Source organism: Bradyrhizobium cosmicum, from assembly GCF_007290395.2.
GTDB classification, from domain to species: Bacteria; Pseudomonadota; Alphaproteobacteria; order Rhizobiales; family Xanthobacteraceae; genus Bradyrhizobium; species Bradyrhizobium cosmicum.
Window position 1 is genome coordinate 1438710 of sequence record NZ_CP041656.2, and the last position, 14248, is coordinate 1452957.

At 61.7% G+C, this 14248-nt stretch carries 17 protein-coding genes; 4 read left to right on the top strand and 13 right to left on the bottom strand.

Annotated features, from left to right (window positions below; all coding sequences use genetic code 11):
* The first annotated feature begins 61 nt into the window (after positions 1-61).
* The 3 genes from FNV92_RS06695 to FNV92_RS06705 all read left to right on the top strand — a co-directional run bounded on the left by FNV92_RS06695 (position 62) and on the right by FNV92_RS06705 (position 1206).
* Positions 62-541 (top strand): hypothetical protein, encoded by a 480-nt coding sequence (locus FNV92_RS06695; RefSeq protein ID WP_143841625.1) that lies wholly within the window; start codon positions 62-64, stop codon positions 539-541.
* A 35-nt stretch (positions 542-576) separates the two neighbouring features.
* Positions 577-798, top strand: a complete 222-nt coding sequence (locus tag FNV92_RS06700; RefSeq protein WP_143841624.1) for a hypothetical protein — start codon at positions 577-579, stop codon at positions 796-798.
* A gap of 75 nt (positions 799-873) precedes the next feature.
* Positions 874-1206, top strand: a complete 333-nt coding sequence (locus FNV92_RS06705; protein ID WP_143846072.1) for a hypothetical protein — start codon at positions 874-876, stop codon at positions 1204-1206.
* A gap of 139 nt (positions 1207-1345) precedes the next feature.
* Here the strand turns inward: FNV92_RS06705 and FNV92_RS34590 are convergent, their stop codons facing one another.
* The 7 genes from FNV92_RS34590 to FNV92_RS06740 form a co-directional block, all read right to left on the bottom strand.
* Complete coding sequence (locus tag FNV92_RS34590) at positions 1346-1933, bottom strand: PRC-barrel domain-containing protein (protein WP_416377746.1); 588 nt, start codon at positions 1931-1933, stop codon at positions 1346-1348.
* 106 nt (positions 1934-2039) lie between these two features.
* Positions 2040-2756: a hypothetical protein gene (locus FNV92_RS06715; RefSeq protein WP_143841623.1), complete on the bottom strand. Its 717-nt coding sequence runs from the start codon at positions 2754-2756 to the stop codon at positions 2040-2042.
* A complete protein-coding gene (locus FNV92_RS06720; protein ID WP_143841622.1) occupies positions 2753-3199 on the bottom strand; it encodes a hypothetical protein in 447 nt (148 codons plus the stop codon). Before FNV92_RS06720 ends, FNV92_RS06715 begins: the two co-directional genes overlap by 4 nt.
* A 342-nt stretch (positions 3200-3541) precedes the next feature.
* Complete coding sequence (locus tag FNV92_RS06725) at positions 3542-3748, bottom strand: hypothetical protein (RefSeq protein WP_143841621.1); 207 nt, start codon at positions 3746-3748, stop codon at positions 3542-3544.
* Between the two features lie 255 nt (positions 3749-4003).
* Positions 4004-4585, bottom strand: coding sequence for a TorD/DmsD family molecular chaperone (locus FNV92_RS06730; RefSeq protein ID WP_143841620.1), 582 nt, complete (start codon positions 4583-4585; stop codon positions 4004-4006).
* 20 nt (positions 4586-4605) lie between these two features.
* The gene (locus tag FNV92_RS06735) at positions 4606-5235 is read right to left on the bottom strand and encodes a DUF3306 domain-containing protein (protein ID WP_143841619.1); all 630 of its coding nucleotides are present in this window, start codon (positions 5233-5235) and stop codon (positions 4606-4608) included.
* Between the two features lie 30 nt (positions 5236-5265).
* Positions 5266-5727 carry a DUF3305 domain-containing protein gene (locus tag FNV92_RS06740; RefSeq protein ID WP_143841618.1) on the bottom strand — a complete coding sequence of 154 codons (462 nt, stop codon included), beginning with the start codon at positions 5725-5727 and terminating at the stop codon, positions 5266-5268.
* A gap of 182 nt (positions 5728-5909) precedes the next feature.
* Between FNV92_RS06740 and FNV92_RS06745 the strand changes: the two genes are divergently transcribed.
* Complete coding sequence (locus FNV92_RS06745) at positions 5910-7892, top strand: 4Fe-4S binding protein (RefSeq protein WP_143841617.1); 1983 nt, start codon at positions 5910-5912, stop codon at positions 7890-7892.
* A 35-nt stretch (positions 7893-7927) separates the two neighbouring features.
* Here the strand turns inward: FNV92_RS06745 and FNV92_RS06750 are convergent, their stop codons facing one another.
* The 6 genes from FNV92_RS06750 to FNV92_RS06775 all read right to left on the bottom strand — a co-directional run bounded on the left by FNV92_RS06750 (position 7928) and on the right by FNV92_RS06775 (position 13984).
* Positions 7928-8926, bottom strand: a complete 999-nt coding sequence (locus tag FNV92_RS06750) for a formate dehydrogenase subunit gamma (protein ID WP_143841616.1) — start codon at positions 8924-8926, stop codon at positions 7928-7930.
* 62 nt (positions 8927-8988) lie between these two features.
* On the bottom strand, positions 8989-9591 hold the full coding sequence (fdh3B, locus tag FNV92_RS06755; RefSeq protein WP_014439935.1) for a formate dehydrogenase FDH3 subunit beta: 603 nt from the start codon (positions 9589-9591) through the stop codon (positions 8989-8991).
* Between the two features lie 12 nt (positions 9592-9603).
* Entirely contained in the window at positions 9604-12558 is a 2955-nt protein-coding gene (locus FNV92_RS06760) for a formate dehydrogenase subunit alpha (RefSeq protein ID WP_143841615.1), read from the bottom strand.
* Positions 12559-12567: 9 nt separating this feature from the next.
* On the bottom strand, positions 12568-12780 hold the full coding sequence (locus FNV92_RS06765; protein ID WP_143841614.1) for a formate dehydrogenase: 213 nt from the start codon (positions 12778-12780) through the stop codon (positions 12568-12570).
* 288 nt (positions 12781-13068) lie between these two features.
* Positions 13069-13434 (bottom strand): hypothetical protein, encoded by a 366-nt coding sequence (locus FNV92_RS06770; protein WP_143846071.1) that lies wholly within the window; start codon positions 13432-13434, stop codon positions 13069-13071.
* Between the two features lie 301 nt (positions 13435-13735).
* Positions 13736-13984 (bottom strand): hypothetical protein, encoded by a 249-nt coding sequence (locus FNV92_RS06775; protein ID WP_014439938.1) that lies wholly within the window; start codon positions 13982-13984, stop codon positions 13736-13738.
* Positions 13985-14248: the final 264 nt, after the last annotated feature.

A 14248-nucleotide genomic window follows, 5' to 3' on the forward strand; every position in this document is an offset into this window, starting at 1 on the left:
GGGTGCTTGGAGTTTGTCGATGGCCCGATAGGCCAGGTTTTCTTGCGAACCGCGGTCGGTGATGCGGAAGTTGATGAAGTTCCTTCACACGCTGGGAGCGATCGGCCTTGTCGGCGCGGTCGCATGCTTTCTTGTCATGGCCGGCTACGCGCCCGCGCCAAGTGCGATCGCGCAATACGCGCCGCTCAGCATCGCAACAGGAGCAGTGGCGACCTGGATCTTTATGCCGTCGCTCGGGCTTACTCTGGTCGCCGGATTGTTGGCCATGGCCGTGAACAGGACCTTTCACAGCGCCGGCTGGGCTTGGGCAAAGCTGGCGATGGGCGTCCTCGTTTTTGAATGGGGATTTGTCTCCGTGGTCGGTCCGCTTCAGCAGGAAGCAGAGCAAAGCGCGCGCGCGTTTGCCGGCGAAATCGATCTCGCAACACTCGCCGGCGAATTGGGGACGCGCCGCGCTACGCTTTGGGTGTTTTTGGCCATCGCGATGGCCAACATTGTTCTGGGTGTATGGCGACCGGGGCTCGCTCGGTTGCCGGACTAGATTTCTTGCGTGAGCACACAAGGAGGATCTCTGCGATGGCAACTCAGATCGTGATGGATCATTCAGGTGACATGCGTCACCATTTCGACCCCACAGACGCGCATGCCAGCGCTGAGGCGCGGCGCCGCTTCGAGACCTTGACCGCAGCCGGCTTTACGGCCGCGGTGCGGATGCGTCCAGGCGATGTGCGCCGGTTGACTGCCTTCGATCCGCATGCCGACGAGACGGTGTTCTTTCCCAGGCTGGTCGGCGGTTGAGATGCCGCGATGCGATGGCCTGTTAAAGGACGCGATCAGGCGCGGCTAAAATTGGTTCGCAGTCTCTTTCGAGCCATGCGTGCGGAGATTGCCCCCGAAGCGCGCGGCCGCCGCTTGCTGCGAGATTGGCTCTCCGCCGCACAGCTCGAACAATTCGACGCGGTTAGATATTTTGATGTAATCGGATCCGACAGCGGCAAGCTCTACCGGATCTGCTACGGAACCGCGGCAAATGTTCGGGAGCTCGATCGGGACGGCAAGGAGGGGGCCGGCTGGTGCTTTGCGCCCGTCGGAGGGCTCGTTCCAGGCGACGTTATGCTTGCGCAAAAGATCGCCCTTGAAACCTCGGAGGCAGCTACTTTGGCCGTTGCAAACCGAGTCCCTCTTCTTCCGCGCGTAAGGCACTAAGGCCCTTCGGCCCCAAGCTTCGGAAGCAGAAAATGACTTCGACGAGTTAACGCTTGCAAGCGGCGCGAGTCTTCGCCGCGAACGTGCTTACGGTGACAGGCCTCGATGGCCTCAAAGATCTGAAACCGGATTGTCCATCTCAGGGCCGTTTGAAAACCGCGTCGTTGTGGGGGCGCCATTTTTGATCCGATAGCCACAAATAGTCCTGGTCCGGCATGAGAGGTAGGGTTTTGATCGTCTCTTTGGAAATCGGAAGAAAGAAGCTCGACCGATCCTGCGTCACTTTAAGCGACTGAATAGGCACGACGATGCTTTCCATCCCCGTTGTAAATAAGCCGCCAGAAGCGACGATGGCGTAATCTCGGCCATCTTTCGTCCCAAAAACGATATTTCTGACCTCGCCGACAATCTTGTCGTCGGAACTCGTACTTCCGCCCCGAACCGCGGCGGCTCGGCTTCTGTCCGTGGTTTTCGCCCGGAGTTTTGTTTTTGGCTTACGTTGCTGCGCCGACGGTGCTGGCAGCTTACCGCCGGCATCAAGGAGCGCCTCAATGAGTGCGTCGCTCCACGCCTTCATCGCGACGGCTTTCTCCTCCATCAGCTGATCGACCGAGTAGTATTCGCGCGTGACATCCGACATGCCGGACTGCTCTTTGTCCGCAAGCGCGTGTGCCAGGGTCACCGATGCGGCTCGCGGCGAAACGTTCTTCTCCAGAAAAGCGGTCATCGCGGCGCGCGCGAGGTGCAACGAGTAATATTTGACGCCGTCGAGTGCGCCGGCCGCGCGGAGCTTGCCGATGTGTTCATTGAGCGCGCTGGGGTAGGTTGAAACGTCATTGTTGCCCTGGTCCCGACCGGTGCGCCGCGTTGACCCAGGCGCTATCGAGGTCGCCGTGCTCGTTCCTCGTCAATTGCTTCCAATCGGTTATCGAGAAGGTCGCGATGTCGCGGACGACCGGCGGCAAGGGAAGCCAGAAGATCTCCTTCGCCTTCATCTGATCCTCTTCCCACATCGCGCGTCCCCAGTCCGGTGCGCCGTGTGGATCCTGCAGGAGGAAATTCGAGCGTTCGAGCTTCACGGTCGTGTAGCGCCGATTTGCTGTGAAGTTCGTCCACCACAGACCAAACCGGACGCCGGGGCCGACCATGTCGCGGCCGGTCCGGCCAGCGCAGTATTCCTCGTGTGCTGCAAGAACCTTTCCGATCTCCGCGACGGTCAGCTCCGACTTGCGCAGCAGGCGCAGCTTCCGGCGCGCCTTGATCGCCTTCTGCTCTTCCGGAGACGGATCGGTGACGGCCAGACGCTCCCACCATCGGTCCATGCCGTGCTTCAGGCCGCTGGTGAAGGGATGCTTCTTCGCGGCCCACACCATGGCGGCTTTGAACCAGACGATGAATTTGCGTTTCGTCCTGTGAACGCCGGTACCTGCGACCTTAGTTTCGATCGCGTCGCGGGCGCTCTCGACGGTCTGGCGGTCCAGGTCGATCAGGAGCATGGGCCCGAGGATCTGCACTGCCTCGTGGCTGAACGCCTGGCGGATGTCGTTCACGGTGGAAGGGGACGCCGGCCTTGTGCGTTCGTTAGCCAGCGACCGCTGGCCATATAGGCCGCGTAGCCGAGGCAAAGCTGAGAGACCGTCCACGACACCGGCGGGGATGGGGCGAGCGGTTCGGCCGGCTTGTCCTCGCCGAGTTCGACGTAGACGCGCTGTGCCTTCTGCCTGGCAGCCGCGAGTGTCAGGTAGGCCGGGTCGACATGGATCCCGACGGGCGTGCCGATGACCTTCGTCTTCCGGAACGCTCGAACCAGCCATGAAACCTTCTTCCCGCGGCGGCGCAGCGTCAGGTAGCTCAGTTCCCTGTCGTTCAGATCGTGGATCGCATCGTCGCCGGGACGCGCCAACTTGGCCGCTGCGATGGCGTCCTTTACGTCGTCGGGAGCTATACGCCCGCGCCGCTGGCCGCCCTTGGGCCTCTCGATTTTTGCGTCCATGTGCCGTTGTCCGTACAAAGTCTCGTACAAACAAAAGCAGGGCGATCTCGTCGGAACAAGCGATACGTGGAGCGTTTTGGGCCAATTTTTCGGAGAAATCCTCTGATTGTTAACGGATCTGCGTGCCAGAGCCCTCACATCCTGGGGTCGGGGGTTCGAGTCCCTCTCCCGCTACCATCTTTCCCCACGCTCCCCGGTTGGGCAGGCGGCTTCGCCAAGCAGGGCTTTAGGCGGCCTGCAATCTCCACCGCTGCTCCACACGGTCTGGTTGGATCCCGGAACGCAGCGACCGTATCGACAAGGTCTCGAGTGCCCACTGCGTCGTCGGCAGCGACAGCGGGCTTATTGCTTTGCCTTGGCGGAGAAAACGAGTGCCTGGTCGTCGATCTCCTCGTCGGGGAGGCGATGGACGCCTGCCATGACGTGCAGTTCCGCTAGAGACGGCATGGCAGCGGCGGAGAACTCGACCAAGCGAGGTTGGCTCCTCAAGACCAAGACAGCCACAACCAATGGAAGAACAACGAAAGAGGTTACCAAGAACAGCTTCATGTAACGTCTCCCATTTCGCCTGTGGAGAAAAAACGGTTAGCAGGAAAGATTGGCGCTAAGTTCGCGCGCTCGATTCAGCGAACGCCGATGTGGCGGACTCCTGCACGAAATTGTCGAGGACGCCCGCGGCGCCTATGGCGATGGCAGCTACAAACAGGCAGGCAAATATGAAAATGCGCATGCTCTTTGTCCTTAAGATTGCACTCTAGCACAGTTCCAAGAGAATTTGTGCATGTCTCGTACGAAAGGCTGTGTTCAGATTGGGAGTGCGAAGGCCTTCACCTCGATCTCGATGAACGTTCGTCCAAGTCCGCCAACGGCTGCATAAAAGTCAGCCGAGTTCGCCTGCTCAAGGTCCGCGAAAAAGCGTCTCATCCAGCGTGAGACATGCTCTTCAAAGAATAGTCTCTCGAGGGGCGCTGGCGCCGGAATGGTACCGCCGGCGAAGCCGGCCATGATCTCGCAGAGAAATCCCGCGTGATCTTCGGGCTCCGCACGTTCCGGAGCCTTTTCGAGGCCGAGATCCCCGAGAGTTTCCCGTAACCGCGCGAGCGGACGGCCATACAGGGTCTCGGACAAATAGTGCGACGCATAAGGCAGCAGGGCCCCCTTGCCCAATCCTGCGAAGAGGGCGAAGAACTCGCGCGCCGCGGCCTGCTCGTTTGTCCGGCGTGCCGCCTCCGCCAGCGCATTGTGCGCCACTCCCATAGGGCTGGCATCGCCGCGCAATGCGGAGATGCGGCCCAGTAGATCTCCGTCCGGGCTGCGCGTCAGCAACGTCGCCAACAGCGCGTATTCCTGCGATCGGGCGAAGTCGAAGTCATCGACAGTACGCACTGAAGCGATCCTTGAGGCTGCTAGCGCGGCAATGCGCTGCCGTGACGTCGTCGTCGCGAAGGGGGCAACACCGTTGCAGCAAGGCCATCAGGTTGCTCGCCTGCGTCCCGATCCTCGGTGGTCGGTGTTGCGGCATCATCTGGTGACGACCCGACTGCCAGGGCCGTTGGTTCGAGGGCGGGCCGTTCGGAATTGACGAGGTCCTGCCGAACCGGGTTGATCGGTGGCGGCACGTCCGCGAGCACGTCCTGGACCTGCTCCATACCCTTCGAGACCTGCGCGACCAGATCGGCAATTTTGTCGGTGGGATCGAGCGGACCGAATCCCGGAATAGCGTTGGGGTCATTGAAGTCCCACTGGTTCTCCGCGAGCCCTATGAAGTCGCGAATCGCAGGATCGACTGCCCAGGCTCGGCGCAATGCTGCGCGGGTCAATTCCACCGGGACGCCGGTTTTCAGGAACGTGACAATGTCGGTGTGAGCGGTAATCGACTCGATCGATGGCAGACTGGCGAGATCGAAGGGGCGGTCGGCCTCGTCGTCCCCTGCGGATGCCTGCACGGTTTGCCTGCTGCCGGCCGGATCGGCATCAGCGCTTTTCGACGCCTGCTTGAGACGCGCCCAGCGGAAAAAGACGTTATTGTCTGGCACTGTTCTGTCTCGTGTCATGCACTGGGGTTCCTAACGATTGCGCTGCCGTTTGACGAACGGGCGCTCAACATGATGCTCGGCAACGAAACGGGCGACGATCTCGCAGATGCCCATCGGCATCGGGACCGCTTCAACCAGATTGCTGCCCGCGTCGGTGAATGCCTCGCCCTCGGCCGGGTCGGCCGTGACAGCGAGCAGTTCATAAGGCGGTTCGGAGCCGGTGGGACGCAGATTGACCCATAATGTGGGTGAACCTGATGTGAGATTTTCGCGATAGTTCGTGGTCTCGGTGCGATGCAGTTCGATCACGGCGTCACCTGCATAGAACAGTGTGGCATCGCCTTCGCCGCCAATTGGAGTCCACGGTTTCGCAGACGGCTCTCCGGCAAAGACCGACACGGGCCGCCACAGAAAATTGGCCCACGCACTCTTCGCTTTGCGTCGTTCGATTGCGACACCGACGGCAATGCTTGCAAGACTTGTCGATATCAAATTTCTGGTCTCCAATCGAAGTGCGGTCTCCGATACGGGGTCGCCTTTCGCGACATGCAGAGTATATACTCCGGGAATGATCCGGCCAGTAGGTGGCCGCTCTATCTTGGCATCCGAGGTATATCGTGAGTGTCGAACCTCAGACCGGCAGGCGCTTCCTGATCTGCTCATGCGAAGGGTCGATGCCGCTCGATGCCGATGCGATCGGCCGCGGTTGTCACGGCAAAGTGACGGCAGCCACGCAACTTTGCGGTACCGAGCTCGGCCTGTTTAGGGCTGTCGCAGCCGAAGATGCCCTACTTACTGTAGCCTGCACACAGCAGGCGGCGCAGTTTTCGCAGGTTGCGGCCGAAAATAATCGTGCGAATTCGATACAGTTTGCCAATATTCGCGAGACCGCGGGATGGTCTGGCGATGCCGACCGCGCGGGGCCGAAGATGGCCGCGCTGCTGGCCGCGGCGACCGAAGTCGCCGCACCCGCGCCGATGGTTCGGCTCGAGAGCGACGGAATCATCCTGATCTACGGCCGCGACGAGGCAGCGATCGAGGCTGGCGATTTGCTGAAAGAGCACCTCGACGTCACCGTGCTGATTGCGCCACCAGCCGTGATCGCGCCGCCACGTCACTCCGACTATCCGATTGCCAAAGGCCGGATAAGCAGCATCAAAGGACATTTGGGAGCGTTCGACTTGGTGGTCGACGAGTTTGCCGAAGCGGCGCCGTCCTCGCGCCGCGTGCTGACGTTCGGCCCATCGCGCAGCAATGCTCGTTCGACCTGCGACATCGTCCTCGACTTGACCGGCGGGCCGGCGCTGCTTCCAGCCGATTTGCGCGACGGCTATCTGCGTGCAGATCCCGGCAGTCCCGCAGCTATTCTCCAGGCCGTGCTGAAGGCGCGCGACCTCGTTGGTACATTCGAGAAGCCGCGTTTCATCACCTTTGACACCGGGCTTTGCGCCCATTCGCGCTCGAAGCAAACCGGCTGCACCCGCTGCCTCGATTCCTGCCCTGCCGGCGCGATTACGCCCGCGGGCGACCATGTGGCAATCGATGCCGAGATCTGCGCGGGCTGCGGTCAATGCGCGACGGCCTGTCCGACGGGCGCCGCGTCCTATGCAATGCCGCCGGAAGATGCGCTGGTCAGAAAGCTACGAGCCATGCTGCTCGCCTATCGTCAGGCGGGCGGTGAGCGGGCCGTCGTGCTCGTGCATGACGAGGTCCACGGTTCGCCGCTGATCGATGCACTGGCACGGTTCGGCGACGGCTTGCCCGCGAACGTGCTGCCGTTTGCCGTCAACGAGGTCACGCAGGTCGGGTTGGAGACCATCGCCGCAGCTTTTGCCTATGGCGTGTCGGCCGTGCGCTTCCTGCTCCGGGCCAAGCCGCGCCATGACGTCTCCGGGTTGATGCGGACGATCGCACTGGCTGATCCGATTCTGACCGGCCTTGGCTTCGGCCCGGACCGGCTTTCGGTGATAGCGACCGACGATCCGGATGACCTGGTCGGGGTGCTCCGCGCGGCGCCGACGCACGCACCGGTTTCGCGCCCGGCAAGCTTCCGCCCGGTGGGCCGCAAACGCGATGTGCTTCGCTTTGCGCTGGCCGAACTGCATCGCGCAGCACCTGTTCCCGTCGATGTCGTTCCGTTACCCGACGGGGCGCCGTTTGGCGCCATCGAGGTCGATACAGCGGGCTGCACACTTTGCCTGTCCTGCGTGTCGGTCTGTCCGACGAGTGCCCTGCGCGATGACCCCGAGCGCCCGGCATTGCGTTTTGTCGAAGACTCCTGCGTTCAGTGCGGTCTGTGCCGGACGACGTGTCCGGAGAAGGTCATCACGCTGGTCCCGCAAATTGACTTCCGCGCGAGCCGGGCGCCAACGCGGGTTCTCAAGGAGGAGGAGCCGTTTTGCTGCATCCGCTGCAGCAAACCGTTTGGTGTCAAGAGCAGCATCGAGCGCGTGGTCGCGAAGCTCGAGGGCCAGCACTGGATGTATTCGGGCTCGAAGCAAAGGCTGGACGCAATCAAGATGTGCGGCGATTGTCGGGTCAATTTCGTTGCCGAGCAGGGCTTCGAGTCTTACAGCTCACCGGCTCCAACTGTCCGCACGACTGACGACTATCTGCGTGAGCAGGCAGAACGAGACCTGGACAACCGCTCCAGCTGAATTGCCCCCGGTTGGGGAGCCCGAGGGTTGTCGCTCTATTCAGCCGGTGTTGCGGAAGTCTGCCGGCCTTCCGCTTCGAGCTTTTCAGCGAGCCAGCGGTCGTGATGCTCCTTCGCCCAATTGATATCGACCTCGCCCGTTCCCATCGCTTCGAACGCACCTTCCATGCCGAGCGTGCCGATATAGATGTGTCCCAGGATCAGCGCGATGAAAAGGATTGCAATGACGGCATGAGCGACCTGAGCGATCTGCATGTCCGCAATGTTGGTGCCGTAGAAGGGAAACAGCAGCACGAATCCCGACGCGGACACCGCAATGCCGGCTGCGACCGACAGCCAATAGACCATTTTTTCACCGAGATTGAATCGTCCGGCCGGCGCATGCTTCGACTTGATGAAACCGCCACCCTGCTTGACCCAATCAATATCGATCCTCTTGAAGAGGTTGTCCCTGAAGAAAAGCACCGTGATCAGAACGAGGCCCGCCACGAAGGCGAAGCTCGTGAAATTGTGGATGTACTTCGCGATCTGGGAAATGTCGGAGAAGGCGTCCGGACCGACGAGCGGTCGCAGCAGGACCTTGCCGAAGGTGACGTTCAGGCCGGTCAATCCGAGCAGCACGAACGAGACCGCTGTCAGCCAATGCGCGAACCGCTCGAAGGCCTCGAAGCGGACGATCGTCTGGCCGGAGCGCCCTGCCTCGATACGAAGCCGACCCATGATCAGATAAGCGAGCGCGAGCACCGCAAGCATGCCCACGATGACCAGCGCGGCACCCCAGTGCAGCAGGACCTCGTGGAAATAATCCCAGGTTCGTCCGGCCGGCTGCATCAACACGCCGGCTTTGACATCGGGAATGTCGATCCGGCCCTGGATGCGCGGTGCTTGCTCCAGAAGCGTCTTCTGGTTGGTCACACTGGCGGTCGGATTGGGCGCCCCATCGGGACCGAGCTTCTGGGCGAGCACCGGCGCTGTCGTTAGACAGAACAGCGCCAACAGAAGCGCTGCGAAGCGAATGCGTGCGAAAGCCGTCATGACGGATACCCAATCTTCGTCCCTGATCGTCGCGCTTTCATTGGCGGTAAACGCAGGTCCCCTTACGACTTGACGTCCTCGTGATAGGCGGTTGTCCAGCCCCAGGCTCCGGAGCCATAGCCGCGCGTCTCGACGCGCTCCTCGTAGAGTTGCGCGATGATGTCGCCATCGCCTGCGAGCAGCGACTTGGTCGAGCACATCTCGGCGCACATCGGCAGCTTGCCTTCGCCAAAACGGTTCGAGCCGTACTTGGCATATTCCTCGGCACTGCCCGGCGCTTCGGGGCCGCCGCCGCCCGCGCAATAGGTGCACTTGTCCATCTTGCCCCGCGAGCCGAAATTCCCCACCTGCGGATATTGCGGCGCCCCGAACGGACAGGCATAGAAGCAATAGCCGCAGCCGATGCACTGATCCTTGTTGTGCAGGACGATGCCGTCTTCGGTCGGATAGATGCATTTGACCGGACACACCGAGGCGCAAGGCGCGTCGGTACAGTGCATGCAGGCCATCGACACCGACCGCTCGCCAGGCTTGCCGTCATTGATGGTGACGACACGACGTCGATTGATGCCCCACGGCACCTCGTTCTCGTTCTTGCAGGCGGTCACGCAGGCATTGCAGTCGATGCAACGATCCGCATCACAGAGGAATTTCATGCGTGCCATTGGTCTGACCTCTCAGGCGGCTCTGATCTGACACAGCGTGGCTTTTGGTTCCTGCATGCCGGTGGCAGGATCATAGCCATAGGTCGTCAGCGTATTGACGCTCTCACCGAGCACGATGGGATCGGCTCCCACTGGATATTTCGCGCGGAGATCGGCGCCCTCGTACCAGCCGGCGAAATGAAAGGGCATCCAGGCAACGCCTTTGCCGACGCGTTCAGTCACCTGCGCCTTCATCCGGGCCCGTGAGCTGTTCTCCGCACCGGTCACCCAAACCCAGCCGCCGTCGACGATGCCGCGCTCGGCTGCGTCCGCCGGATTGATCTCGACGTACATGTGCTGCTTCAGTTCGGCGAGCCATTTGTTGGATCGCGTTTCCTCGCCGCCGCCTTCGTATTCGACCAAACGGCCCGAACTCAGGATCAGCGGGAACTGCTTCGCGATCGCGCGGTCGACGGCGGCCTTCTGCACGGAGAATCCGATATTGGGCACGCGAAATTGCTTCGCGTCCGGCAAGGTCGGATAGTCGGCAACGAGATCGGGACGCGGCGTGTAGATCGGTTCGCGATGCACTGGAACCGGGTCGGGCAGATTCCACGCGACCATGCGAGCCTTGGCGTTTCCATAAGGCGAACACCCGTGTTCGATCGCGACCCGCTGGATCCCGCCGGATAGATCGGTCGACCATGACACCTTGTCCGGATCGGCCGGATTGATGCGGGCGATCGTCTCGCGTTCCTGCGCAGTAAGATCCTTGTCCCAGCCGAGCTTCTTCAGCACGCCAAGGGTGAACTCGGGATACCCGTCCTTGATCTCCGAACCGACGGAGTACGAGCCCTCGGCAAGAAGATTGTCGTGATCTTCCCGCTCCACCTCCTGCCCGTTCTCCATCACCTTGCGTTTCACCACGCGCTCGACGCCGAAGCGTGCACGGAAGGTGCCGCCGCCCTCTTTCACCGGAAGATTGGTGTTGTAGAGGATCGGCGTGCCTGGATGCTTGAACTCCGGCGTACCCCAGCACGGCCATGGCAGGCCGTAATATTCCCCACCAACCTCGGGATCGTCCTTCGGCGCCCGCAATGTCACCAGATCGAACTTGTGCTGGTTCCTCATGTGGGCCTTGAGCCGCTCCGGTGACTGCCCGCAATATCCGGTCGACCATCCGCCGCGGTTGATTTCGCGCAGGATGTCCTCCGCCGAAACCGCGCCGTTCTCGACCTTGATGTTCTTGAACATCAGGTCGGCAAATCCAAACTTGCGGGCGAACATGTACATCACGTCGTAGTCGTTCTTCGACTCGAAGACCGGATCGACGATTTTTTCACCCCATTGCAGCGACCGGTTGGAGTTGGTGCGCGAGCCCTCCATCTCGAAACTCGTGCACGCCGGCAAAAGGTAGGTGCCGTTCTTGCGCTCCGACAGCACCGACCACGCGGTCGGATAGGGATCGCAGACCACCAGCAGCTCGAGCTTCTCGATGCCCTTCACGGCCTCCGGCATCCGGGTGATGGTATTGACGCCGTGTCCCATGATGAACATGGCCTGCACCGGATTGGGCTGGCTGATCTGATTCTTCGGTAACAAGGTTGCGTCGAACCAGCGCGTGCTCGGAATGCCCGGCGTCTCCATCAGCTTCTTGTCGGGGAAACGCGACTTCATCCAGTCGTAATCGACCTCCCACACCCGGCACCAATGCCGCCAGGCCTCCTCGGCGAGACCGTAATACAAAGGCAACGAGGTGACATCGAGACCGAGATCGGTGGCACCCTGCACGTTGGTGTGGCCGCGGAAGATGTTGGCGCCGGCGCCGGGCTGCCCAATGTTGCCGGTGGCAAGCAGCAACAGGCAGCTGGCGCGGACATTGGCAGTGCCGGTGGTGAATTGAGTCTGCCCCATCGCCCAGATCAGCGTCGCGGGCTTCTGCGTCGCGAACAATTGAGCGACGTGCTTGACCTGCGCTTCGGGCAAGCCGGTCACGCGCTCGACCTCCTTGGGAGGCCACTTCGCAATTTCCTTTCGGACCTCGTCCAGGCCATAGACGCGCTGGCTGAGGAATTCCTTGTCTTCCCAGCCATTCTCGAAGATGTGCCACAGCATGCCGTAGATCGTGGCAATGTGCGTGCCGGGGCGAACCCGGACGTATTCGGTCGCGTGCGCAGCGGTCCGCGTCATCCGGGGATCGACCACGATCATGTTGGCGCGGTTGAGCTCCTTGCCTTCGAGAATGTGCTGCAGGGAAACCGGGTGCGCCTCAGCCGGATTGCCGCCCATCAACAGGATGGTCTTGGCGTTGCGGATGTCGTTGTAGCTGTTGGTCATCGCGCCGTAGCCCCAGGTATTGGCTACGCCGGTGACCGTCGTCGAGTGACAGATCCGCGCCTGATGGTCGGAATTGTTGGTGCCCCAGAACGCCGCGAGCTTGCGATTGAGATAGGCGGCCTCGTTGGTGAACTTGGCGGAGCCGAGCCAATATACCGAGTCGGGGCCGGCTTTCTGGCGAATATCCAGCAGCTTGTCGCCGATCTCGTCGATCGCCTTCTCCCAGGAGATTTGTGTCCACTGTCCGTTGACGAGTTTGACGGGATAGCGCAAACGCCGCTCGTTCAGCACGTCGTCGCGAACCGCGGCACCCTTGCAGCAATGCGAGCCGCGATTGATCGGACTGTCGTAGTCGGGTTCCTGTCCGATCCATACGCCGTTGGCGACCTTGGCGACCACCGAGCAGCCGACCGAGCAGTGCGTACAGATGTTCTTCCGGATCGTGACCGGTGCGCCGACAGGCGGCGGTGGACCAGCCTCGGCCTTCCGCACGCCGTGCAGCCCGATTTCACCGACGGCGACCAATGCGCCCGCGGTGACGCCCGAGCGCTTCAGGAAAGCTCGCCGGTCCAGGCCCGACGAAGGTGGCTTGGCCTCCGCATTCGCGGGCCTGGCACGTTCCGGACGACGCTCGGACTTCCTGATCAGCACGGAGGTCTCCTATCGAGCGGGAGGATAGCCGTTGACGCGGTAGAAGTTCCTGACTTCCTGCGAGTCTGGTCGATAGCGAGCCTTGCGCTTCTGATTCAGGTCGACCGGCTTTGCGGAAACCGGGGACGGCAACAGCTCGCCAGCGCTGACTACGCCGACGCCAACAATCGTCAGCTTGAGCAGGTCACGTCGAAGAAGCTTTCGCGGTGGTTCATTCTTCAACGAAGCACACTCCCGTTTCGGGTTAGCCGCCCGCAGGTTATCCGAGTTCAGTCACGAACATCAATCGCAATCCTGTATTGCGTCGGCCGCAGGCCAGTACTCTATCCTTGGGCCCAGCAGATTGTCGTGCGAAATGGAAAAGGACGAAGTACCTGAGCGGTCGAGATAGATCAGGAATCTCAATGAGAGCTAGCGCTCAACACAGCCCCTTCATTCTGGCTGCATGGGATAAGTGGTCCGGACCGTGGCGTTGCGCGTTCCGGACCGATGGATGGGATGCGCGCCAATCTAGCTGCAGCTCAGCGGCAACGGCTGGCCGGGATGCAGCTCGTACCAGTCATAGCAATCCGGATAGGCGCCGTAGAATCCATATCCGGACCGTCCGTAGCGGTGAAATGCGTGCTGGCGGAGACCGCCGGCATGACCGCCGAAGCCGAGGTGCTCGCCGCCGAACCGGGCGCCGCCGCCGAAGCCGCCCTCATGCCCCATGCCGCCGAAATGCGCACCGCCGCCAAAGCCCGCATGTCCGCCGCCGAAGCCACCGCCACCAAAGCCGCCGTGGCCCCCACCACCACCGCCGTGCGCGCTGGCGGAGCCGATGGCGAGTGTCGAGGCAAGCGCTGCTGTCGCAAGAATCATGATGGCTCGTTGCATGGAAGACCTCATGGAAAACTCCTCTCGTGTTGAGCGGCCCAGCCACCTTGGAATCCGCTAACGCATCGCGCTACGCGCGCGAGGCGCTGATGATTGGGCCTGTGATGCAGGAGAGGTAGGAGCGATGCACGGCAATCCAACTGAATTCGGCGTCATATATCGGTCGCGCCACCCGCCAAGGTGAAACCGCCGCGCAAGGTGGCGCGCAAACGCGAGAAAGCGGGCTGAATGGATCAGCCCGCTCCCTGTCATTCGATGTGCGGCGGCCGGCGGCGTCATCCGCACTGGCGGGCCGGCGCGCTCAGTAACTGCCGGTGCCCGGCTCGCACGGCACGTTGTTGCCGGTCCACGGCGCGGTGGCGAAGGCGCCGACGCGCGGCGCCGGAATGCAGGCGCGTTCGCCCGGATAGTAGAACGGCGCGTTCATTGCGACCGTATCGGCTTCCACCGCGGGCTGCTGCACGACGCGATGATGCTCGCGCGCCATGACGGGGCCGCCCAGCATGGCGGCTGCGATCAATCCCATCGACAATAATTTGGACGTGGTCATTCGCTCTCTCCATTGATGACATCGGGCCGAACCAAGCCGGCTCGTCATCGAGGTGTGAACGATCGGGCGCGATTCAAACGCACGATTTGCTCACCACAATTCAACCGCCTGTGAGCCGATGCGACGTCACGACCACGATCGTGCGAATGCATAACATCCGTGGCCCCTGAAACTACAGCGCGTGCGTTGAGGGCGTATATTCGATCAACTGCAGTTCGAAAAGCGGAGCGCGCAAGATGATCACGACATTGGCAACACGTCACG

What these genes read in the sequence shown, in the direction of transcription:
- FNV92_RS06695 (WP_143841625.1), top strand. Translation starts at nt 62, where the DNA reads ATGCGGAAGTTGATGAAGTTCCTTCACACGCTGGGAGCGATCGGCCTT.
- FNV92_RS06700 (WP_143841624.1), top strand. Translation starts at nt 577, where the DNA reads ATGGCAACTCAGATCGTGATGGATCATTCAGGTGACATGCGTCACCAT.
- FNV92_RS06705 (WP_143846072.1), top strand. Translation starts at nt 874, where the DNA reads ATGCGTGCGGAGATTGCCCCCGAAGCGCGCGGCCGCCGCTTGCTGCGA.
- FNV92_RS34590 (WP_416377746.1), bottom strand. Translation starts at nt 1,933, where the DNA reads ATGACCGCTTTTCTGGAGAAGAACGTTTCGCCGCGAGCCGCATCGGTG.
- FNV92_RS06720 (WP_143841622.1), bottom strand. Translation starts at nt 3,199, where the DNA reads ATGGACGCAAAAATCGAGAGGCCCAAGGGCGGCCAGCGGCGCGGGCGT.
- FNV92_RS06725 (WP_143841621.1), bottom strand. Translation starts at nt 3,748, where the DNA reads ATGAAGCTGTTCTTGGTAACCTCTTTCGTTGTTCTTCCATTGGTTGTG.
- FNV92_RS06745 (WP_143841617.1), top strand. Translation starts at nt 5,910, where the DNA reads ATGCCGCTCGATGCCGATGCGATCGGCCGCGGTTGTCACGGCAAAGTG.
- FNV92_RS06750 (WP_143841616.1), bottom strand. Translation starts at nt 8,926, where the DNA reads ATGACGGCTTTCGCACGCATTCGCTTCGCAGCGCTTCTGTTGGCGCTG.
- fdh3B (WP_014439935.1), bottom strand. Translation starts at nt 9,591, where the DNA reads ATGGCACGCATGAAATTCCTCTGTGATGCGGATCGTTGCATCGACTGC.
- FNV92_RS06770 (WP_143846071.1), bottom strand. Translation starts at nt 13,434, where the DNA reads ATGCAACGAGCCATCATGATTCTTGCGACAGCAGCGCTTGCCTCGACA.
- FNV92_RS06775 (WP_014439938.1), bottom strand. Translation starts at nt 13,984, where the DNA reads ATGACCACGTCCAAATTATTGTCGATGGGATTGATCGCAGCCGCCATG.